The sequence below is a fragment of the Wolbachia endosymbiont of Ctenocephalides felis wCfeJ genome (assembly GCF_012277315.1).
GTDB lineage: Bacteria > Pseudomonadota > Alphaproteobacteria > Rickettsiales > Anaplasmataceae > Wolbachia.
The window spans coordinates 597,244-618,395 of sequence record NZ_CP051157.1; the positions used below are offsets into that span (position 1 = coordinate 597,244).

The window sequence follows — 21,152 nt, forward strand, 5'->3', positions numbered from 1 at the left end:
TCTACTCCTTTGTATTTACTTTTGTGGCTTCACCTTCCCAAGGGGACAGGCTATCAAACATACGAAAATCTTGCGGTAAATCTATAGGATTATATACAACCTTTTTTGCTTCTATATCATATCTAACTTCCTCATAACCAGTGAGAGGGAAATCTTTTAACATTGGATGACCTTTGAACCCATAATCCGTTAAAATTCTGCGCAAATCAGGGTGACCTGAGAATTCTATTCCATACATGTCAAACACTTCGCGTTCAAACCATGAAGCTGTGCTAAATATCTTTACTAAACTTGGAGGCACGTCATTTTCACGTAACTGAAGTTTTATATGTACCCTGATATTATGCACAATGCTGAGCAAATTATATATTAACTCAAAACGCTTCTCTCTGTTTGGATAGTCAACTCCAAAAATATCGACCAGTAATTCAAATCTACATTTTTCGTCATCACGTAAAAAGAGTAAGTGATTTTCAATATCATCTAAGGCTGAATATATTACAATAGTACCGTCATCTTGCTGAGTACATTCACATTTAGTCTTTTTCTGTATATATTTTCCAGTTTTATTCATGTTATATATTCTGAGTTCGTTTTATCTTATTTTGTAAGCACAGCATTCCATATAGCAACGCTTCAGCAGTTGGGGGGCATCCAGGAACATACACATCAACTGGTACAATTCTATCACAGCCACGAACTACCGAATAGGAGTAATGATAATAACCACCACCATTTGCACAACTTCCCATAGAAACAACATACTTTGGATCTGCCATTTGGTCATAAACTTTACGCAATGCTGCTGCCATTTTGTTAGTTAATGTGCCGGCAACAATCATAACGTCTGCTTGTCTTGGACTTGCACGAAACATTATACCGTATCTATCAAGATCATAACGGCTAGACGCAGTATGCATCATTTCCACTGCACAACATGCAAGACCAAATGTCATTGGCCACAATGAACCAGATCTTGCCCAATTAACTACGTAATCTATTAAATTACCAAATTTAGTAACAAGGAACCCTTCTTTCTTGTAGCGACTCCAGTCATCGTTAGATAGAATTTGACCTGTCATAACCCTACTCCCATTCTAATGCACCTTTACACCACTCATAGATAAAACCTACGGTAAGTATTCCAAGAAATATCATCATCGACCAAAATCCACAATAACTTATTTTAGACAAAGAAACAGCCCAAGGAAAAAGAAAAGCAACTTCTAAGTCAAATATTATGAATAATATTGAAACCAAGTAAAATTTAATGTCAAAATTTTTTCTTGCTCTTGATAAAGGATTAAAGCCACACTCATATGTGGAAAGCTTCTCACTATCTGGCTTGCTTACTGCAAGAAACATAGGCAATACGCCCAAGGCTAGAGATACTACAATCGATACACAAATGAAAATTACTATAGTTAAGTATTCGCTCATTTAACAAAACATTATATAGGAAGCAATACTACAAATTTACATGCTTTCCTAACCTTTTACCACCTAAAATATGCATATGAAAGTGTGGTACAACTTGTTCTCCATTTTCACCGTAGTTGGTAACTAATCTATATCCTGTTTTTTCTAAATTATATTTGTATGTTATCTCTCTTATAGTTTTAAAGAAACTTACTATCTCCTCTGCGGAAGCTTTTAGAATGAAGTCATCATATGAAATATACTGATTTTTTGGTATGACTAAAATGTGAACTGGTGCATCAGGATACTTATCATAAAATGCCAACACACCTTCATTTTCATGTACCTTTTCACAAGGCAATTCGCCCCTTAATATTTGAGCAAAGATGTTATTGCTATCATAAACCCCATTACTCATACTTTAGCGGCTTTTTCGCTCTCCTTTTTCATCTCCTATAGGAGATGCAAGTGGTGATTCTACCTTGTCACCAGGAGAAACATCCTTAAGACTACAAACACTCTCCAACCCTCCTGCTTGCTCTTTGATATCTTGTAATAACTGCCTACTTTTTATAGGAGATATAGTTTCTTTAAAAGGAAACTGGTTGGGATTAGTCATGTTAAACTCTTCTGCTGATTTATTCTGACCATCGTATTCCTTATACAATTTTTCCGCGATGCCATGTAGCAATTTCCGATCTGTGTGAATTTTAAACTCTCCGCCAGTAATTTTTGCCAGACCCTTGAAATTGCGATCAACTTCATTATAGATTTCTTGAAGAACAAGCTTTTTTATTTCTCCTGGACTCTTCCCCTTGTTTTTAGGATCATTCTTAATATCATTGGTAATTTTCTCAACATCAACTTCAATTACAACTTTATTTTCTTCCCTAAAAACAGTTACACTTGGCAGATCTTTTTTTATTGTATCTAGCTGCTCATCATTCAAATAGGGTATATCACCCGTTAGAGTTCTTGAAACTAAAAAAGTTACCTTTCCTTTTTCTTTCTGTTCCTTTATTTGTACACCAAAATTCTCACTAGCTTTTGTGGTTTCTATAGGTGGATCATACTTCCTTTCTTCTTCAGGCACATTCATACCGACAGCTTCCTTCAACGAAACTTTGGCATCGTGTTTCATTCGATCCAATGAAGCAAATGGTTTCTTCACAGGGTAAAGAAGTGCTTTAGGTACAAGAGCAGCAATATTACCTGCAACTGTTACCCCTTTTTTAACTGCTCTGCCTATCTTATCCCAGATCGGTGCCATATATACCTCCTCAGTATTTCCGCACTAAATACTACATTATATCTTAAAAATTATAGATGAAAATATTTAAACTTCTATATTTATTATAAGATGGAATTATAGAAATTGCAACCATTATTTACACGTTGTCAAAAACATATAGCACTTTCGCTACTTTTATTGTTCAATTTACTTTAAAACTAAATTATGTTCAAGTGGAATGCAAATAACATTATAGATGCCACTGGCGGAAGAGAAAAGAGTGTTTGTAATTGGGCATATAGCTCAAATATTTCAACAGACACAAGAAACATAAAAAAAGGTGATGTATTTGTTGCCCTCAAGGGAAAAAATTTTGATGGACATAATTTTCTGCATGAAGCGTTTTTAAAAGGGGCAGCAGCCGCAGTAGTAAGCGAGGACAAACATAGGAATCTTCCCCTGATTGTTGTGCAAGATACTCTAAGAGCTTTGCACGATATGGCATCGTATTATATTAAAAATGTTCTTGTTAATGCCAAAGTTATTGCGGTTACAGGTAGTGTTGGAAAAACCACTACAAAGGATATGCTACACACTGTTTTATCGCAATATGGAGTATCTCATGTAAACGAAGGTAACTTGAACAATAATATAGGATTGCCCTTAACAGTTCTAAAAGCTCCAGAAAGCTGTCAATACTTAATTCTTGAAATGGGGATGAATAAAGCTGGTGAAATCAAAGAGTTATCAAAGATTAGTAGTCCTGATATTGCAGTTATTACCAACATAGAACTTGCACATGTTGAGAATTTTTCGTCGCTATCTGATGTTGCACAAGCAAAATTAGAAGTTCTATATAACATGAAAGATAATGGTACTTTAGTTTTGAACAGAGATAGTAAGTATTATGGCTACCTCTCATCAAATGCCAATAAAGATGTAATAAGTTTTGGCAAAGACAAAAATGCTAAAGTTTGTTTACTAGACCTAACAATAAGTAATGAGTCTTCTGTCATCCCGGCATCACGCGCTGGAATGACAGAAGACCGAGTTGCTTATGGATTAGGTTTAAAAATTAGGTTGGGTAACAACCAAATCATAAACTGTAATTTACCTGTGCAGGGTGAACATTTTGCGTACTCTGTATTAGCTGTTGTAGCAGTTATGCAAAGTCTCGGACTTAATCTATCGAAATTGCCATTTGCACTTGAAAGTTTTAATGTAACTAAAGGTAGAGGTAGTGTTCATAAGGCTAAATACAATGGAAAGTACGTATATTTGATTGATGATTCCTATAATGCTAGCCCGGCTTCAATGGAATCTGCAATAAGAACTTTAGGTACATATTCTACTCAGAGAAAAGTAGCATTGCTTGGTGATATGCTAGAGCTTGGTAATGAAAGCGTAATATTTCATACGAAGTTGCTTAATTTTATCGTAGAACGTAATGTGAATAAAGTTTATACGGTTGGTAAATTTATGTTAGAGTTGCACAGGCTTTTACCAGGCAATATAAGAGGTACACATTTCAATGACACTAATCGATTGAAAAGTGATTTAGCTAATATTGTTCAGAATAATGATGTAATCTTAGTTAAAGGTTCGCGGAGAATGGGAATGGATCTTATAGTACAAGAATTCGTAATAGAATATTAAGTGAAACTGTTGTATTAATTTAAGGTTAAGTTATTAGAAGTTTTAGTCGTGACAAAACGTATAGTTATTTTTGGTGGAACAGGGTTTATAGGAAGACACATTGTAAAGCACTTGGCAACAGCCGGTTATTCAATAAGAATATTTGCTCGTAATCAGGAAAAAGCTGCTTACCTGAAGCTGTGTGGAAATTTAGGCCAAATATCAATACTTAAAGGCGATTTTTTTGATGAAAAATCAATTTTAGAAAGTATGGAGGAATGTGATGTTGTCATAAACTTGGTAGGAATATTATATGAAACAAAAAAGCACGATTTCTACGCTGTTCATGTTGTAATAGCTGAAAGAATAGCGAGAGCTGCAAAAGTAAAAAATGTACCCATGATGATACATTTTTCTGCCATGGGAATAGAGAATGATAAGCTTTCAGAATATGCTAAAAGTAAATTAGAAAGTGAAAAAGCCGTAATTTCAGCATTTCCAGAGGCAATAATAATTAAGCCAAGTCTTGTATTTGGCAAAGAAGATACCTTCTTTAATAAGTTTTCAAGACTAGCGACTATTCTACCCTTTTTGCCGCTAATTGGTAGTGGAACAACCAAATTTCAACCGATATGTGTGACTGACTTAGCTGAAATGGTATATCGTGTTATCAGTCTTAGTAAGCAAGATAAAAAGATTTATAATATAGGCGGCCCAAAAGTCTACTCCTTTAAAAGCTTATTAAAGTTTGTTTTGAATGTCACTAACAGAAAGTGCTTGTTAGTCAACGTATCCTTTCCAATGGCGAAGTTAATAGCCTTTTTCCTAGAAAGAAAAATCATTTCTATGCTACTCAAGCCCATAACTGGGGATACAAGCCCTATGCTCACTCGCGATCAAGTAAAAGTCATGATGAGTAGCTCAATCGAAAAGTCAACTGACCTTGAAACAGTAAAAATCCGCCCATTATCGATTGAAAATGTAGTGCCAGAATACTTGAAGGTTTATAGAAAATATTGAAGAAGGAGCGTGCCCGGTAGGATTCGAACCTACGACCCACAGCTTAGAAGGCTGTTGCTCTATCCAGCTGAGCTACGGGCACACAACATATATATAAGATGCTTCTTAGCGCTTATAAAGTCAAGGTATTTCGTGTAAATATGGTGTTTGAATAAGTTACTGCAAGACCTAATTACTACAATGTTTTATATTGATTTTTTTGAGATTCATTGATCAAGTACTGGGGTGACAGAGTTTTAAAAATAAGTTATTTTTTTATTTTTTAATGATCGGTATGGGTATCAAAATTGCACCTTCTATACTTTCAGCAAACTTTGCAAAATTAGGGGAAGAAGTAAAAAAAATTAGCAGTTTAGGCGTGGATTATATACACATAGACGTTATGGATGGAAATTTTGTCCCAAATATTACAATTGGTCCAGGCGTTATTTCTGCAATACGTGAATATACCCATCTTCTTTTTGACGTGCACTTAATGATTCAATCTCCTGGCGATCATATTGAAAGCTTTATAAGTGCTGGTGCTGATATTATCACTATACATGCGGAAGCAGAGACACACCTTGCAGGGCTGGTAAGAAAGATAAAATCATATAAAAATGTAAACAATACAAAAAAAAAGATTCAAGTTGGAGTGTCAATTGTTCCTTCAACTCCGCCTAATGTACTTGAGTACATAATACACGAGCTAGATATTGTGCTGATTATGACAGTCAACCCTGGGTTTGGAGGGCAGGAGTTTATTCACTCACAGCTAGACAAAATATCTGCTGTGAAGAGAATGATAGGAGAGCGTGGTCTTAAAACACAAATTTCAGTAGATGGTGGAGTGAGTTTATTAAACGCAGCCGATATAATAAAAGCCGGTGCAGATATCTTAGTTGCCGGATCAGCAATATTTAAAGCTGAAAATATGCAAAAGACTGTAAATGATCTTAAAAATTTATTGTAATGCTCCCTACAACTATCCAGATTAGCTTTGTTGATGAAAGGTTAGCTATAGCTAGGCAGCTTATTGAAAATCTTATTTTTTTACAGTCAGTCTGATTAAATTTAAAACTTGTTGTTTATATTAATAAATTTAACTCTATTCAAAGTGGCTAAAGCTTAAAATTTTTAAATTTTAGCTGGGTTAGTGAATAATAGTGAAATTTCTTTTGTTCACATTCAAGCACTGTTCTTATTGCAAATGCTATGATGATAAATTGCTGATATTCGCTACTTTTTGCCTTAAAATTTACCACGGCTAGCAATGCAATAAAGCCATTTCAGATATAAGCTGACGTCTTTTTACAATCTTCTATGTATGACTTCTTAAACCATTCCCCTGAACAGATACTGACATTTTTTCTTAAGTTGAAGCAATTGCCTGAATAGTTACACTTGCAAATTATTCTATAAACTTTTTTACCATACTTGGTTTCAAGCCGCGAACGAAATCTGCAACGCTGCAAGGATTTCTTCCTTCCATCTGTACAACTTTAGGAATTAAAGTGCCACTTTCCAAACTTATGTGCATATTATCATTAATGATATTACCTTGACCTGAGGTTGAAGAAACGCTCGCTTCAAAATCAGCATCTAGTATCTTAAGGCGTTTATTTTCTATCTTAACAAATGCTTTGGGGTAAAATGCTTTGACCTTTCTATAAGCAATTTCACAAACATCACTCGCATAGATTTTATAGTCTTCGACTTTATCGGCATAGCATGCATTACCATCATTCTGCTCTATAGGAGCCTGTTTATCAATTTTATTTAACACTTCCATCAGCAAATCACCACCTAGCTTAGACAATTTATCGTGCAACGTTTTATAATTGTCATTCTTTCCAATCAGAAATTTTCTCTGTTTTAAAATAGGACCAGAATCTAAACCTTCATCTAGCTGTATAATACTCACCCCAGTCTCCTGGTCTCCCGCTAAAATTGCCTGCTGTATAGGAGCTGCACCACGCCATCTAGGCAGAAGTGAAGGATGAATATTAATACAGCCATACTTTGGAATATTTAAAACCTCTTTTGGAAGTATCAATCCATATGCAGCAACAACTGCAATATCCGGCTTGAAATTTCTAAACTTTTTTTGCTCCGCTGAAGATTTCATAGAAGCCGGAGTACATACCTCTATGCTGTTTTCTTCAGCAATAGCATGTATTGGAGATTTCGTCAGCTTCTGTCCACGCCCTGAAGGCTTTGGAGCCTTGGTATATACTGCTATTACCTCATTTCCTGATTTTAATAACAAGTTTAGCGTACTAACAGCAAATTCCGGCGAACCCATGAAAATAACTCTCATGCTGCTCTGCTTAAAAAATCAAGAATTCTCTGCTAATTTGCTACTTACAGTTTCCGCTAGTTTTGCAAAATCATCTTTATAATTGACAGCCATTTCAGCAAGAACCTTTCTATTTAAGTTAATTCCAGCAAGCATCAGACCATGTATAAACCTACCATAAGTAAGCCCATGTTCCCTTGCTGCTGCATTAATACGTATTATCCACAGGCTACGAAAATCGCGTTTGCGATTTCTTCTGTCCCTGTAAGCATATTGTAATGCTTTTTCGACTCGCTGTAATGCAATCCTATAACAATTTTTTGCACGCCCTCTGTACCCTTTTGCCAAATTTAATATCTTTTTATGACGAGCGTGAGTAGTGACTCCACGTTTTACTCGAGCCATTCTATTTTACCTCCATTTTGTTAAATACCATAAGGCATATAAAGCTTAACTATACGCGAATCAGATTTACCAAGAATAGTCGTACCGCGTTGATTACGAATGTTAGATTTACTTCTCTTTACCATGCCATGCCTTTTACCTGATTGAGTAGAAATAACTTTACCTTTAGCTGTAAGACTAAAGCGTTTTTTAACGGAAGACTTAGTTTTCAATTTCATTTTCTTCATGATCTTAAATAAATTTAACAAGCTTTATTATTGAACTTTTTAACAGTAATTAATTAGTAGTATAAGCAATTTTACTGAAGAATCAAATGGTATGCAACCTAAAGTTGCAATTACGACCATAACATACAACCTAAAGTTATGTCTCAAAGAAATTTAAATGTAATTACACCCAATATATGCGTTACACCGTCTTTATTTCCAAGCGGCAACAGTACTTGCCTCATTTTAATACTTTCACTTTCTTCCTCTTCATTGATTGGGCGCTGGCTATCTACTATAGTATCAAATTTATCAATGACTGCATCTACTTTATATAGCCGCAAGAACGGTGCATCAATTGCATATTTACTATCAATACATATGTTTTTTTCAAAACCATAGAACTCAATAGCCTTTTCTCCTGCATTTTCACAAATATAACCCCGATCGTTCACTTCAACAATAAAACAATGCTGCCATGACTCCATTATTTCAGCAGTATCTATCTCATGCCTTTCTGGCCAGTCTCTGTCTGGTCCTTTTATCTCACTCCAGTGTTGAGTCACTATATTTGCTACCCTTCTTTCTTTGCCTGCATAAATTTCCATTCCAACATCCACATACAAAATACAGATATAAGCCGAATTTACTGCTAATGTATTGATTTTTTCTTAACCGCAAGGGACTTATTAGTCGCATTCTCATGCTATTATATGACTCTATAATGGTGCTTCTTTACTATTCCTTAATATAAGTTCACACTTTTGTGACTAGCTTTCCAGCTATATATGCACAATTTACATATATTTATGCTGCACTTATGATTGTCTATTACTTTCTTCGCTATCTATTTTGCTAATTAAATAGTCCCGTAGGTCAGTAAGTTCCTTCAATAGATTGCTAAAATTACAGTTGCTTTTAGTGTTACTATCAAACTCTTTTTGTACTCCCTTTATTGTGTATCCTTTATCATATAGCATGTACTTTATTTTCTTTATGGCCTCTATACATTTATAATCATATAATCTTCGTCCTTTACGTTTTATGGGTTCTATTTGACGAAATTGATTCTCCCAGAATCTTAAAACATGCTGTTCAACATGTAGCTTTTCAGCAACTTCTCCGATTGTGTAGAGTAATTTTTCCTTATTCATTAATTAATTTTTTTATCACTTTTGAAGGCCTGAAAGAAACTATATTTCTTGCCTGAATCATTACTTTTTGTGGTGTCTTTGGTATATTCCCTGGCCTTTCCTTCTTTTTTTTAACCAGAAACGTTCCGAATGATGCTATCTTTACTATTCCATCTTTTACCAAGCCTATCTTTATCTCATCCAATATATCGTCTATTATTGCAGAAGAGTCTTCCTTGGACAATCCGATTTCTTGGTTTATACCTTCAGCTATTATTGCCTTAGTTACTGTTGTATCTTTTGTTATAACGTAATCCATAATTTGGTAAGTATTACAATATGTGAATATAATATAACAATCGACTCAAAATTCAGCTACTTTATTTTTTATTATATGTCTCTTTTGTAGCATAATTTAAAATACTAGCAATTATCAACATTGCAAATATTGAAAAAAGTGCTACGTAATGATCTGTAAAAAGTGCTAAAGTTGACGTTATAATTCCGCTCATGATAAACATAAACCCATTGATAATGGACGATGATGTGCTGATGTATCTCTGTTTCACAATTTCGCTACCAACAGTAAAATTAAGCATATGCCCTCCCGCAAAAAATCCGAACATTAACATACAAAAGTATATGATATAAACTGTTAAGTTACTGCATAACAAAATAATAATTGAAGCACTTTGCAATAGAGCAAAAGCAGAAACTACATGCTTTCTATTTTTAAGTAAATTTGAGATTTGATTTGCAGTAGGAGCACCAATTGCAAGACCAAGCCATAATACTGCAGTTGCTATACCTGATTCCATTGCGTTGAGTCCTAAGTTGCTCAGTAACCTTGGAGCCCATAAGGTGTTAAGTGCCAAAAATGTTCCAAAAGTAATAGCACCCACTATTGAAGTTATCCAGATATCTTTTAATCTTAGCACCATCAGTACAGAGCGTATTACTGTTTTTATGGAGCCTTTAATTGTGTGTTTTTCTGAGCTGTTTTTCAAAAGCTTATCTGGATAAAAAAGCGTAAGTGTAAACGTCAACACACCAAATATTATTATGTATACAATCAGATCCTTCCAATATGCACCCCCTACAAGCAAGCTAGAAAATAGCATTTGAATTCCTAGTGCAGAAAGACTTGAAATTGTCTGCACTAGTGAAAACATTAGCCCAAATTGGGCAATGGGGAAACAGATACTACTTATATGAGCAGCTCCGACAAAACCAAACGATGCTCCAATTGCAATTAACAATTGAGATAAAATCAAATAGGCAAAATTGTTACCATTAATAAGGATAAAAAATCCAAAGATCATAGCTGACAATGAGAAAAAATAAATTTTTTTATTCGAAAAAGCATTAAATATTGCTCCACTGAAAAATTGTAGGATGGCGAAAGTCCAATTATACGCTGAATTAGCCAATGCAATCTGTGCAATTGTAAGCTTCAATTCTTTTTCGAGATGTACGCTGATAAAAGTGTAGACTATCTGCATGTTGCTGAATATAACAACTAAGTTACTAATCAGCCAAGTGCACCAAGCTTTAGCTCTGTTTTCCATAAGATTTATTTTTATAAGCAATCTATTAATCACTTAACATCAAGTCTCTTTTGAGGCTATCGTTTCCTGGTTACTATTAAGGTAATTGCAATTATAGTATTATTGTAGAAACTATGGAAACTAAAGATTTGCTGCAACAAGTTTATTGTAAAATTAAGTAATTTAAATTAGACATACTCCATTATTCAATTGCAATTACAGTATGTCTAATAGTTTTTGGGTTAGGATCATAATACTTCAAAAGCTTTGCTATGTTACTTTTGCGATTTTGTATTGCTCCGCGCTGTTGTTCTGACGTACCCATGTAACCATAACTCCCCCTATGATAGTATTTTTTCATATTTTATCATCATCACACTTGTGGACCATATGTAACCACTCCATTTAGATTTTCTCTCTCTAATTTTACTTCCTACAACCTTTTTACTGTGCAACAAAGCTGGGTTATAAAATTGTGGTAAAATTTGACACTAATCGCCAATAGTTAGAATATTATAGAGTAAGGATTACTTGAGAAAGAATGTATAAATATGATGTAGTAGTGGTAGGTGGCGGTCATGCCGGGTGTGAAGCGGCTACGGCTGCAGCTCGCCTTGGTGCAAGCACACTACTTATAACCCATAAAATTTCAACTATAGGAGAAATGTCCTGCAATCCAGCAATTGGGGGAGTTGCAAAAGGTGTTGTAGTTAGAGAAGTTGACGCTCTTGATGGCATAATGGGAAGGGCAATCGATCAAGCAAGCATACACTCGGTCATTTTAAATAGCAGCAGAGGCGCAGCAGTGTGGGGCCCACGTGCACAGGCAGATCGAAAATTATACAAGCGAGCAATACAGGAAATTATTCTAAACTATAGTAATTTAGCGATAAAAGAAGAGTCGGTTGACGATTTCCTTATCAAAAGTAATAGCAACGGAGAACCGCACATCAAAGCTGTAATAACAAGTTCAGGGGAACATATATTAGCAGGCAGAGTCGTTCTAACTACAGGAACTTTTCTTTGTGGTGTGGTTCATGTAGGAGAACAAACAACCCCTTCAGGAAGAATGGGGGATAAGTCTGCAGTAGGGCTTGCAAATACGCTGAAGAAATACGATTTTAAACTAGGTAGATTGCGCACTGGAACTCCACCAAGACTCGATCGTGGCACTATAAATTGGCCAGTATTACAAGAGCAAGTGGGCGACAATCCACCTACACCGTTTTCTTATCTCACAGAGAAAATTAACCAACCTCAGGTTTCATGTTTCATTACTCATACTAATGAAAATACACACAGAATAATTCGAGAGAACCTTCACAGGTCAGCCTCTTCATATTTAGATGATGTTGTTGCACCAAGATACTGCCCGTCTATTGAAGCTAAAGTTAAAAAATTTGCAGAAAAAAATAGTCATCAAATATTCCTAGAACCAGAAGGGCTCAATGATGATACTGTATACCCAAATGGAATTTCAAATTCATTGCCCATCGAAGTGCAGCGTGAAATGATAAATAGCATCAAGGGACTTGAAAACGCAGAGATATTAAGACCTGGATATGCGGTTGAGTATGACTATATTGATCCACGAGAGCTATTTCATACCCTCGAAACTAAGAAAATTAAAGGTCTATATTTCGCCGGCCAAATTAATGGTACCACTGGATATGAAGAAGCGGCAGGGCAAGGGATTATTGCTGGAATCAATGCAGCACTCTCTGCATCTGGAAAAAAAGAAAGCTTTGTTCTTCACCGCACAGACTCGTATATCGGCGTAATGATAGATGATTTGGTCACTAAAGGAGTAACCGAGCCTTATAGATTATTCACCTCACGTGCAGAATATAGGCTAGCAATCAGGTCAGATAATGCGGATAGGAGACTCACACAAAAAGGTTATGACATTTCTCTTGTGTCATATGAGAGGTACTCTGTTTTACAGAATAAGCTTAAGTCCATTAAACAGCTTGAGGAGAAGTTGGAGAGCCTGACAATTACTCCTGAGCAGCTCAGGTTCTATGGTATCAAAATATCTTATGATGGAATAAGAAAAACGGCATTAGATCTACTTAGCTACCCCAATATCGATTGGAACGAATTACAAGAGATATGGCCGGAGTTAAACAGCGTCACACGCTGGAATGACACTAGGATGGATGCAGCTAACTCTCCTGTTATCCAAGTAGCTAACACTGAGATCCAGGAAATAATCGAAATCGAAGCAAAATACAAGCCTTACTTAATCAGACAAGAAGCAGATATGAAGTTTCTACGGGAGGAAATTAATACTCAAATTCCAATCAATTTCAACTATTCACAAGTTAAAGGCCTGTCAAGTGAGGTAATAGAAAAGTTGCAGATGATAAAGCCAGCAACAATCGGCGTTGCAAAACAAATACAAGGCATCACCCCAGCAGCGATAGTGAGTATATTAGTATATTTGAGAAACAAGAAGATAAGTAAAGTTGCTAATTAAAAGTTTGTGGTATACGTTCAGCGAGGTGACAAAATAGGGTGAACAAGGTAACATAAAAAGATACCCATGGAGTAAAGGTGAATTTACAACAAAGGGTGTCATTCCAGCGCGTGACGCTGGAATCCAGTAAAAAAAAGAGTGGATCCCAGTGTTAGCTACTAAGCCTTATTTTCATTTTTATACAGAATCGAAAATAAGAGGTTTTTTATTTTCATTAAAGGGTGTCATTCCAGCGCTTGACGCTGGAATCCAGTGAAAAAGAAGAGTGGATCCCAGTGTCGGGGCACTGGGATGACATCATTATGCTACTTGGATGCATCGTAGAGGTTAAATGGATGACACCCGCAAATTACCTGCTAATTGCAGTGTTCGTACAACCATAATGCAAGCAGTCTATCACCATTAAGATAAGCTTTATTTTCATTTTTATATAGAATCGAAAATAAGAAATTTCTTGTGTTCATCGAAGGGTGTCATTCCAGCGCTTGACGCTGGAATCCAGTGAAAAAGAAGAATGGATCCCAGTATCAAGTACTGGGATGACAAGAAAAGGAGCTACTAGGATGAAACCGTAGAGGCTAAAGTGATGACACCCACAACCTGTCATTCCAGCGCTTGACGCTGGAATCCAGCCTTATTTTCACTTTTACGCAAAATCGAAAATAAGAGATTTCTTTATTTTCATCCACGCAAATATATAAGCCTTATTTTCATTTTTATACAGAATCGAAAATAAGAGGTCTCTTATGTTCATCCATGCAGATAAGGTAAGCCTTATTTTCATTTTTATACAGAATCGAAAATAATGTATATTATAAAAAATGGTGTGCTGGAGTTGAATGAATGGATATTAAAGAATCGTATCCGTTCAGCTAATGGCGTCAACTTAAGAGCCTCCATTAGCAAACTCTCCTAAAGGCAGATAGCGTTTGGGCTTATCACCTTATTACAGCTATAGGAAAAACACAGTCACCGACATTTTTCCTTAAGTTGACACCATTGCCTGAACAGATACTTCTTTCTCTGCACTTCCTCCCTCAATCCAGAACTAGTATATCCTGCGTTTGTGCATTTTAGCTATAAACAATCTCAACACAAAAATCAAATCTATACTTGTCCAAAGATTAGTGATGCGTTAGTGCCACCAAAGCCAAACGAATTAGAAAATACATATTGGATTTTGTGCTCTTGAGCTTTAAACGGGACAAAATTTAAATCACATCCTTCTGAAGGCTTGTGTAAATTTAAGGTTGGTGGAGTAATTCCGTTATTTAATGCAAGGATGCTAAATATTGCTTCAACACTTCCTGCAGCACCAAGCAAATGTCCTATAGAAGATTTAGTTGAAGACACTGGTATCTTATCAGCGTAATCACCAAATAACTGTTTTATTGCTATCACTTCAATTTTATCTCCAAGTGGTGTTGAAGTGCCGTGTGCGTTGATATACCCGATTTGATTTGGACTAATTTGTGCGCTCTTTAGGGCAATTTGCATTGCCTTAAATGCACCTCTTCCTTCTGAATGTGGTGCTGTAATGTGGTACGCATCCCCGGTTAGCCCATACCCAGTAAGTTCTGCATATATTTTTGCCCCTCTTTTCTTCGCGTGTTCATATTCTTCTAGCACCAATATACCAGCCCCTTCACCCATGACAAATCCATCACGTTCTTCATCCCATGGTCTTGAGGCTTCTTCAGGTTTATCGTTAAATTTGGTTGATAGCGCCTTCATGGATGCAAAACCTGCAATTCCAACTCTACAAAGTGCACTTTCTGATCCACCTGCAATCATTACATCTGCTTCACCAAGTTTTATAGCTCTTGCTGAATTTATTATTGCATGTGCACCGGTTGCGCATGCAGTTACCGCCGAATCGTTTGGACCTGTAAATTCATATTTAATAGAAATATGGCCAGATATTAAGTTTATTAGGCTTGCAGGCACGAAAAACGGACTGACACGTCTCGGTCCCTTTTCCTGCATAGTAATCACATTTTCCTGAATTGATGGAAGACCACCTATACCGGAGCCGACAGCCACACCAATGCGTTCTCGGTTGATATTTTGGCTTTCCAAAATCATTGAATCGTCCACTGCCTGAATAGCAGCGGCAATACCGTAGTGAATAAAGCGATCTGTTCTTTTGAGGTCTTTTTCAGAGAGATAATCTAGTGGGTTAAAGCAGTGTTCAATGTTGTCACACTGTAGGGGAACTTGCCCTGCAATTTTGCAAGCAAGATCAGAAGCATCAAACCTGCTGATTTCCTTTATGCCAGACTGACCACCTATTAACTTAAGCCAAGTATTTTCAACATCTGCTGCCAGTGGAGTAATTAAGCCAATACCAGTAACTACTACTCTTCTGCTCATTTAACATTAATGATTGATTTTTTTTACTATATACTTAACTATTTGGTCCATAGTTTCCATTTTTTGCGCATCTTCATCAGGAATTTCTATACCAAATTCTTCTTCTGCTGCCATGATTATCTCAACTGCATCCAAACTGTCCGCACCATGCTCGGAAAGCTTTGAAGAGTTGTTAAACTTCTCTACATCCTTGCTAATGTGCTCCAGCACGATCTTTTTTACCTTTTCTTCTATGTCTTCTCTAGTGCTCTTTGCTAGTTCGTTATTCATTTTTTACCAAAAAATAATCTATTCTTTGATGTTATAAAAAATTTTCATGTTTGCAATACCTTTATATGGTTGATAAACTATTGCGAAGTCTTTTACCGCTCCCGCTACTTCAGTATCGTATGCTGGGATTAGAAAATTCAAAAATGTTAGATGAAACAATAAAAAGACTGCTTATTGCAGAAATAGATAAGATTTTACCTGAGGATAGCCAAAACAAGCTTATATCAGCCATGCGCTATGTGCTTCTTGCTCCTGCAAAATATATACGTCCATTTTTAGTCATAGCTTCATCACGAGTGTTCAATGTAAAAATTGAGAGAGCTATATCAGTTGCTGTGGCAGTTGAATGTGTTCACACTTACTCTCTCATTCATGATGATTTACCATGTATGGACAATAGCGATACCCGCAGAGGTCAGCTAAGTTGCCATAAAAATTTTGATGAGGCAACAGCAGTGCTTGCTGGGGATGCGCTACTAACCTTTGCTTTTGAAATATTGTCCTCACTAAATGAGGATAGTAACAAACGTTGCGAAATTATAAAGGTACTCTCTCAAGCAATCGGAGCTAAGGGAATGGTAAGAGGACAGATTTTAGATATCGATGTAGATTTTTCCAAAGCCAAAGAAATCCATTTATTAAAAACCGCAAAACTATTTGCAGTTTCATGTGAGATAGGTGCGATAGTAGGAGACGCCACAGACAAGCAACGTAGGGCATTATATGACTACGGGATAAATCTTGGGCTCATTTTTCAAGTTAAGGATGATATTGAAGACTACAAACAAGACAAAATAAATAATTTAATGTCTGTTTTGGATGGAAGTGAAGTAGAAAACTATATAGAAGCTCTTTTTAAACAGGCTTTGGCTAATTTAGGTAAGCTTTCAGGAGATACCAATGATTTATATAATTTACTGAATCGAGTAAGAAAAAATGGCTAGGAAAATTATATTACAACTGCTTATTTCCATGGTGATAATTTTTGTTTTGACTTCCACTTTTATGTTGATTGTTGCCCATATAAACAAAGGTAAACCGGAAAGGAAAGACAAACTTTACGAGATAAATACTGCAAGTGGTGGGTTGACACAGACAATAGCATGTTATCTAGTGAAACCAATACTTGAATCAGCACTTGATCGCTATATTGAAAAGCATGGACTGAAGGAGTATTTAGAAGAAATAGTACAGCAGGAAGAAGAGGAAAATACGATAAACTTTTATGAAATTACAGAAGGTGAAGGCAGCAAAGCCTTCTGTGGTCAGGAAGTACTGTTACAGGTTCACAAAATGTCTCATAGTCTGTCGGCACTACCTTCACTTTCAAGCCAAGCCTCTGATGTTACTTTGAAAATAGGTCAGGATAATTGGAAAGAGGTAGGCTTAGGAGTAATCGGGATGAAAGAAGGTGGAGAGCGTGTAGTTACTGTAGGCAGTATTGCTAATGATAACAAAATGAATTTCAGTTCTTATTATGTCAAACTACTCGAAGTAAAAGATGAATATCCTGATTCAGTGAGTAATATGATTATCCTTGATAACTTAGTTCACAAAACTGGAAAACAAGTAAAGTGTGGTGACAAAGTATCAATTAGATACAGCATAATGGAACATGATGGTGAACATTTGGTCGAAAACCAAACAGCTCAATTTAAGATTGGTGATAAAAAAGTACCACTTGCTATAGAGCTTGGGGTTGTAGGAATGAGAGCTGGCAATGATAGAACTATCATCTCTCCACCTGAACTTTTGAATGTTACTGATGACATGTTAATCGAAGATATAGATTTTGACGAAGAAAATGTCTCAATAATTAACCTAAGCTTAGACACCAAACCACAATAAAATTTACAGACAGGAAAAATGTGAATATCTTAAAATATTATTTGATAACCAAAGAAAATAGCAAAGGTACATATAGCAGTAATAGCTGGTGGTAAAACCAGAAAAATAGGTGTCTTTTTAATGAAAAAGTTTTTAGAAGACTTTGAGAAAAAAGCATTGTAAATTATCGGCAAAAAGTACATAGAATTGAGGATAGTACTTACTATTAATACAAAAGTGACAAATATAGAAAGTGCTGTACTACCAGAGTTAAAAACAGCTTGAAAGATGAGAAATTTACCCCAAAAAGTTGGAGCAGGTGGCACTCCTATCATAGACAATGCACCCATAGTAAATGCTATCATAGTAATTGGCATACTCCGTCCTATGCCGTGAATTCTGTCTATATACTTTTCACCTGTTTTCGTTATTATGCTACCTGCAACAAAAAATAAAGTGATTTTTGCAAATGCATGACAAACTAACTGAAAAACTGCAACCTTTGCGCTAAGATCGCTAAAAATTGAAGCGAACAATATAATGTATGATAATTGAGAAACGGTTGAGTAAGCAAGCAATTTTTTCAATTCTTTCTGCTTGAGTGCAATCAGTGAAGCAGCAATAATGGTGAATCCTGCGGCATATGGCAGCCATCCTCCAGCAAACCAGTTTTGTTGCACAAAGCGTTGCAGGTTATTAGTGCCAAAAGTGTACAATATGACCTTGATGATGATGAAAGCTCCGGATTTCACAACAGCAACAGCATGCAGTAATGCACTCACAGGAGTTGGTGCAACCATTGCTTTTGGTAACCAAAAATGCATTGGCATTAACGCAGCTTTCCCTATTCCGTAAATTAGCATGGCAAAACACACCGCAGTAAAAGTGGTAAGCGAAGTGTCAAATTTAAATATTCCGCTGCTCACAAAGTCTAAAGTATGAAACTCATTGTATAAGAAACCAAGAACTGGAAAAAATAGTACTAAGGAGGAAAAAAGTAGTACACCAAAATAATAACGCCCAGCGATCATCGACTCATTTGTTCCATGATAGGTAACGAGAGGGTAAGTACTAATGGTTAAAAGTTCATAAAAAACAAATGTAGTCAGCAAATCACCAGAAAAAGCAATAAACATTGTACAACTAATCGATATTGAGAAAAAACATAAGAAATTTGAGTAATTACGATCATGGTAGTTACTTTGCATATAGCATGTTGCATATATGCTGGTTAATATCCATAAAAATGATATTAATAAACTAAATACCACCCCAGTAAACTCTAGCTTTAAACTAATATGTAAATTGTTGCCAAAATCCATTAGAATAAATTGAGAATGATCACCATATGCCCAACATAAGGCACACAGACATGTGTACGTAAATAGAAGTACAGAAGAGGCAACAGCGATGCTGTTGCTCACTCCAGACCATTTGCCAGTAAAAAAAATAATTACTGCACCCAAAAGCGGAATCAGCGCAGTAATTAACAAATAATCTTCAGTAATAAAAAGTGGTAAGGAAAGAAATGCTAAAACATAGTCCATCAAATAACTCATTTTTCTACTTGGGCAAAGCTAGAATTATATTCAAATCATAAAAAAACTACCATGTTTTTTTGGCAAACTAGTCGCTGTGCACATACAGCATAGTCTGGATAGCCACTTATAATGTCATCCCAGTACTTGATACTGGGACCACTTTTTTCACTGGATTCCAGCGTCACGCGCTGGAATGACACTCTTCAATGAACATAAGGAATCTCTTATTTTCGATTCTATATAAAAATGAAAATAAGGCTGGATTCCAGCGTCACGTGCTGGAATGACAGGGTTGTGGGTTCCAGCGTTACACGTTGTAATGACAGGGTTGTAGGTGTCATCCCAGTGCTCCGACACTGGGATCCAGGTTTCCATAATAATCAAGATGTTGTGTTTTAAATTAAAATTAGCTACTTTCTATGTTCACAAAATTAGTTTGCTTGCTTACAAGCAAACTTTCCTAGATTCCAGTGTCAGCTACTTTAATGACACCCTTCGATGAACATAAGAGAGCTCTTGTTTTCGATTCTGTATAAAAATGCAAATAAGGCTTACCTTATTTGCGTGGATGAACACAAGAGACCTCTTATTTTCGATTTTGCGTAAAAATGAAAATAAGGCTGGATTCCAGCGTCAAGCACTAGAATGATAGGGTTGTAGATTCTAGCGTTACACGTTGTAATGACAGGATTGTGGATGTCACCCGAATGGCCCAGCGATGTCATCCAAATAGTCTTTTTTTCTGTCATCCCAGTACTTGATACTGGGATCCACTCTTTTTTTTCTGGATTCCAGCGTCAAGCGCTGGAATGACACCCTTTGATGAACATAGGAAACCTCTTATTTTCGATTTTGCGTAAAAATGAAAATAAGGCTGGATTACAGCGTCACGCGCTAGAATGACACCTTCAGAAAGTGGACCAGCGCTGGAATGACAGGGCTGTGGATGTCATTCCTGTAGCCTCTACGATGTCATCCGAGTAGCCCAATGATGTCATCCCAGTGCTCCGACACTGGGATCCATTCTTCTTTTTCACTGGATTCCAGTGTCAAGCACTGGAATGACACCCTTCGATGAACATAAGAAACCTCTTATTTTCGATTCTGTATAAAAATGAAAATAAGGCTTACCTTATTTGCGTGGATGAACATAAGAGAGCTCTTATTTTCGATTTTGCGTAAAAATAAAAATAAGGCTGGATTCCAGCGTCACGCGCTGGAATGACAGGGTTTAAGAAATTTACCAAATGAGAGAAAAAGGCAAAAAAAGCCCCGTTGGTGGCTAATTATTTATATTAACTTTATAAACTGGCGTTTTTTTATTCTAAACGTCTAATCTCGCTGCTTTTAAACCGCAACTGATCTAAATTTAAACGTTAAGAAATTTACTAAGCAGAAAAAAGGCAAAAAAAACCCTGTTAGCTAGCTATTCACTATCTATCTTTTAATCGGCGTTTTTTACTGTTTTAAACGCTTTAACAAGCGCATTTTAGCTTATATAGGTAAAAACCTTGAAAGTTTATTAAAGACATAAGTGCACATAGTGCAAAAAATTAAACATGAGACGCCAAATACATTGAGTTTTTTGTCATTTTATCTGCACAGACTGAAGATAAATAAATAGCTTCAGCCACATGATAAGCAGACTTTTTGGAAACGTCAAGTGGTTTTTTCAATGCGCTCTAAAAATTTGTTACGCAAGAAGTCTATTTTGTAATTGTCATGTTATGATGATTTTAATACAAACATTCTCAAAACTATATAGGAGTTAATTAATATATAACGTAT

28 protein-coding genes and 1 tRNA gene are annotated in these 21,152 nt (G+C 36.0%); 7 read left to right on the forward strand and 22 right to left on the reverse strand.

What is annotated here, in order from left to right:
- Window position 1: 1 nt before the first annotated feature.
- From HF196_RS02890 to HF196_RS02910, 5 genes are read right to left on the reverse strand one after another with little or no spacing between them, the layout of a single operon-like run.
- Entirely contained in the window at window positions 2–574 is a 573-nt protein-coding gene (locus HF196_RS02890) for an NADH-quinone oxidoreductase subunit C (RefSeq protein WP_168455732.1), read from the reverse strand.
- 1 nt (window position 575) lies between these two features.
- Window positions 576–1,082 carry a NuoB/complex I 20 kDa subunit family protein gene (locus HF196_RS02895; RefSeq protein ID WP_168455733.1) on the reverse strand — a complete coding sequence of 169 codons (507 nt, stop codon included), beginning with the start codon at window positions 1,080–1,082 and terminating at the stop codon, window positions 576–578.
- 4 nt (window positions 1,083–1,086) lie between these two features.
- Window positions 1,087–1,440, reverse strand: a complete 354-nt coding sequence (locus HF196_RS02900; RefSeq protein ID WP_168455734.1) for an NADH-quinone oxidoreductase subunit A — start codon at window positions 1,438–1,440, stop codon at window positions 1,087–1,089.
- 28 nt (window positions 1,441–1,468) lie between these two features.
- A complete protein-coding gene (locus HF196_RS02905) occupies window positions 1,469–1,837 on the reverse strand; it encodes an HIT domain-containing protein (RefSeq protein ID WP_168455735.1) in 369 nt (122 codons plus the stop codon).
- 3 nt (window positions 1,838–1,840) lie between these two features.
- A complete protein-coding gene (locus HF196_RS02910; RefSeq protein WP_168455736.1) occupies window positions 1,841–2,689 on the reverse strand; it encodes a hypothetical protein in 849 nt (282 codons plus the stop codon).
- A 186-nt stretch (window positions 2,690–2,875) separates the two neighbouring features.
- Between HF196_RS02910 and HF196_RS02915 the strand changes: the two genes are divergently transcribed.
- The gene (locus tag HF196_RS02915; protein ID WP_168455737.1) at window positions 2,876–4,306 is read left to right on the forward strand and encodes a UDP-N-acetylmuramoyl-tripeptide--D-alanyl-D-alanine ligase; all 1,431 of its coding nucleotides are present in this window, start codon (window positions 2,876–2,878) and stop codon (window positions 4,304–4,306) included.
- A gap of 48 nt (window positions 4,307–4,354) precedes the next feature.
- Window positions 4,355–5,305: a complex I NDUFA9 subunit family protein gene (locus HF196_RS02920; protein WP_168455738.1), complete on the forward strand. Its 951-nt coding sequence runs from the start codon at window positions 4,355–4,357 to the stop codon at window positions 5,303–5,305.
- 8 nt (window positions 5,306–5,313) lie between these two features.
- Here the strand turns inward: HF196_RS02920 and HF196_RS02925 are convergent.
- A tRNA-Arg gene (locus tag HF196_RS02925) sits at window positions 5,314–5,387 on the reverse strand.
- Between the two features lie 192 nt (window positions 5,388–5,579).
- Between HF196_RS02925 and rpe the strand changes: the two genes are divergently transcribed.
- Window positions 5,580–6,257 (forward strand): ribulose-phosphate 3-epimerase, encoded by a 678-nt coding sequence (gene rpe, locus HF196_RS02930; RefSeq protein WP_168455739.1) that lies wholly within the window; start codon window positions 5,580–5,582, stop codon window positions 6,255–6,257.
- 438 nt (window positions 6,258–6,695) lie between these two features.
- Here the strand turns inward: rpe and fmt are convergent, their stop codons facing one another.
- The 8 genes from fmt to HF196_RS02970 form a co-directional block, all read right to left on the reverse strand.
- Entirely contained in the window at window positions 6,696–7,604 is a 909-nt protein-coding gene (fmt, locus tag HF196_RS02935) for a methionyl-tRNA formyltransferase (RefSeq protein ID WP_168455740.1), read from the reverse strand.
- 18 nt (window positions 7,605–7,622) lie between these two features.
- Window positions 7,623–7,988: a 50S ribosomal protein L20 gene (gene rplT / locus HF196_RS02940; RefSeq protein ID WP_168455741.1), complete on the reverse strand. Its 366-nt coding sequence runs from the start codon at window positions 7,986–7,988 to the stop codon at window positions 7,623–7,625.
- Between the two features lie 20 nt (window positions 7,989–8,008).
- Window positions 8,009–8,215 carry a 50S ribosomal protein L35 gene (rpmI, locus tag HF196_RS02945; protein WP_168455742.1) on the reverse strand — a complete coding sequence of 69 codons (207 nt, stop codon included), beginning with the start codon at window positions 8,213–8,215 and terminating at the stop codon, window positions 8,009–8,011.
- A 143-nt stretch (window positions 8,216–8,358) separates the two neighbouring features.
- Window positions 8,359–8,802, reverse strand: coding sequence for a PAS domain-containing protein (locus tag HF196_RS02950; protein ID WP_168455743.1), 444 nt, complete (start codon window positions 8,800–8,802; stop codon window positions 8,359–8,361).
- Window positions 8,803–9,012: 210 nt separating this feature from the next.
- The gene (locus tag HF196_RS02955; protein ID WP_168455744.1) at window positions 9,013–9,348 is read right to left on the reverse strand and encodes a MerR family transcriptional regulator; all 336 of its coding nucleotides are present in this window, start codon (window positions 9,346–9,348) and stop codon (window positions 9,013–9,015) included.
- Complete coding sequence (locus HF196_RS02960) at window positions 9,341–9,646, reverse strand: integration host factor subunit alpha (protein WP_168455745.1); 306 nt, start codon at window positions 9,644–9,646, stop codon at window positions 9,341–9,343. Before HF196_RS02960 ends, HF196_RS02955 begins: the two co-directional genes overlap by 8 nt.
- Before the next feature lie 61 nt (window positions 9,647–9,707).
- A complete protein-coding gene (locus HF196_RS02965) occupies window positions 9,708–10,895 on the reverse strand; it encodes an MFS transporter (protein WP_168455746.1) in 1,188 nt (395 codons plus the stop codon).
- Between the two features lie 181 nt (window positions 10,896–11,076).
- Window positions 11,077–11,235 carry a hypothetical protein gene (locus tag HF196_RS02970; RefSeq protein ID WP_168455747.1) on the reverse strand — a complete coding sequence of 53 codons (159 nt, stop codon included), beginning with the start codon at window positions 11,233–11,235 and terminating at the stop codon, window positions 11,077–11,079.
- A 180-nt stretch (window positions 11,236–11,415) separates the two neighbouring features.
- On the opposite strand from HF196_RS02970, the gene mnmG reads away from it, so the two are divergent.
- Together mnmG and HF196_RS02980 are read left to right on the forward strand one after the other, a co-directional pair.
- Window positions 11,416–13,353 carry a tRNA uridine-5-carboxymethylaminomethyl(34) synthesis enzyme MnmG gene (mnmG, locus tag HF196_RS02975; RefSeq protein ID WP_168455748.1) on the forward strand — a complete coding sequence of 646 codons (1,938 nt, stop codon included), beginning with the start codon at window positions 11,416–11,418 and terminating at the stop codon, window positions 13,351–13,353.
- 221 nt (window positions 13,354–13,574) lie between these two features.
- Window positions 13,575–13,736 (forward strand): WPE palindromic element domain-containing protein, encoded by a 162-nt coding sequence (locus HF196_RS02980; protein ID WP_168455749.1) that lies wholly within the window; start codon window positions 13,575–13,577, stop codon window positions 13,734–13,736.
- 263 nt (window positions 13,737–13,999) lie between these two features.
- Here HF196_RS02980 and HF196_RS02985 read toward each other — a convergent pair whose 3' ends face one another.
- The 3 genes from HF196_RS02985 to acpP form a co-directional block, all read right to left on the reverse strand.
- Window positions 14,000–14,137 carry a hypothetical protein gene (locus HF196_RS02985; RefSeq protein WP_168455750.1) on the reverse strand — a complete coding sequence of 46 codons (138 nt, stop codon included), beginning with the start codon at window positions 14,135–14,137 and terminating at the stop codon, window positions 14,000–14,002.
- 323 nt (window positions 14,138–14,460) lie between these two features.
- Complete coding sequence (fabF, locus tag HF196_RS02990) at window positions 14,461–15,726, reverse strand: beta-ketoacyl-ACP synthase II (RefSeq protein ID WP_168455751.1); 1,266 nt, start codon at window positions 15,724–15,726, stop codon at window positions 14,461–14,463.
- Between the two features lie 6 nt (window positions 15,727–15,732).
- A complete protein-coding gene (gene acpP / locus HF196_RS02995; RefSeq protein ID WP_168455752.1) occupies window positions 15,733–15,996 on the reverse strand; it encodes an acyl carrier protein in 264 nt (87 codons plus the stop codon).
- 143 nt (window positions 15,997–16,139) lie between these two features.
- Here acpP and HF196_RS03000 point away from each other — a divergent pair, with 143 nt between their 5' ends.
- Window positions 16,140–16,940, forward strand: coding sequence for a polyprenyl synthetase family protein (locus HF196_RS03000; RefSeq protein ID WP_168456274.1), 801 nt, complete (start codon window positions 16,140–16,142; stop codon window positions 16,938–16,940).
- Window positions 16,933–17,844 (forward strand): FKBP-type peptidyl-prolyl cis-trans isomerase, encoded by a 912-nt coding sequence (locus HF196_RS03005; RefSeq protein WP_168455753.1) that lies wholly within the window; start codon window positions 16,933–16,935, stop codon window positions 17,842–17,844. Before HF196_RS03000 ends, HF196_RS03005 begins: the two co-directional genes overlap by 8 nt.
- Window positions 17,845–17,873: 29 nt before the next feature.
- On the opposite strand, the gene HF196_RS03010 is transcribed toward HF196_RS03005, so the two are convergent.
- The 5 genes from HF196_RS03010 to HF196_RS06010 form a co-directional block, all read right to left on the reverse strand.
- Window positions 17,874–19,370: a proton-conducting transporter transmembrane domain-containing protein gene (locus HF196_RS03010; RefSeq protein WP_168455754.1), complete on the reverse strand. Its 1,497-nt coding sequence runs from the start codon at window positions 19,368–19,370 to the stop codon at window positions 17,874–17,876.
- A gap of 47 nt (window positions 19,371–19,417) precedes the next feature.
- The gene (locus HF196_RS03015) at window positions 19,418–19,564 is read right to left on the reverse strand and encodes a hypothetical protein (RefSeq protein WP_168455755.1); all 147 of its coding nucleotides are present in this window, start codon (window positions 19,562–19,564) and stop codon (window positions 19,418–19,420) included.
- Complete coding sequence (locus tag HF196_RS03020) at window positions 19,530–19,739, reverse strand: hypothetical protein (protein WP_168455756.1); 210 nt, start codon at window positions 19,737–19,739, stop codon at window positions 19,530–19,532. Before HF196_RS03020 ends, HF196_RS03015 begins: the two co-directional genes overlap by 35 nt.
- Window positions 19,740–19,915: 176 nt before the next feature.
- Entirely contained in the window at window positions 19,916–20,113 is a 198-nt protein-coding gene (locus HF196_RS03025; protein ID WP_168455757.1) for a hypothetical protein, read from the reverse strand.
- A gap of 159 nt (window positions 20,114–20,272) precedes the next feature.
- Window positions 20,273–20,401, reverse strand: a complete 129-nt coding sequence (locus HF196_RS06010) for a hypothetical protein (protein WP_256359368.1) — start codon at window positions 20,399–20,401, stop codon at window positions 20,273–20,275.
- Window positions 20,402–21,152 lie beyond the last annotated feature (751 nt).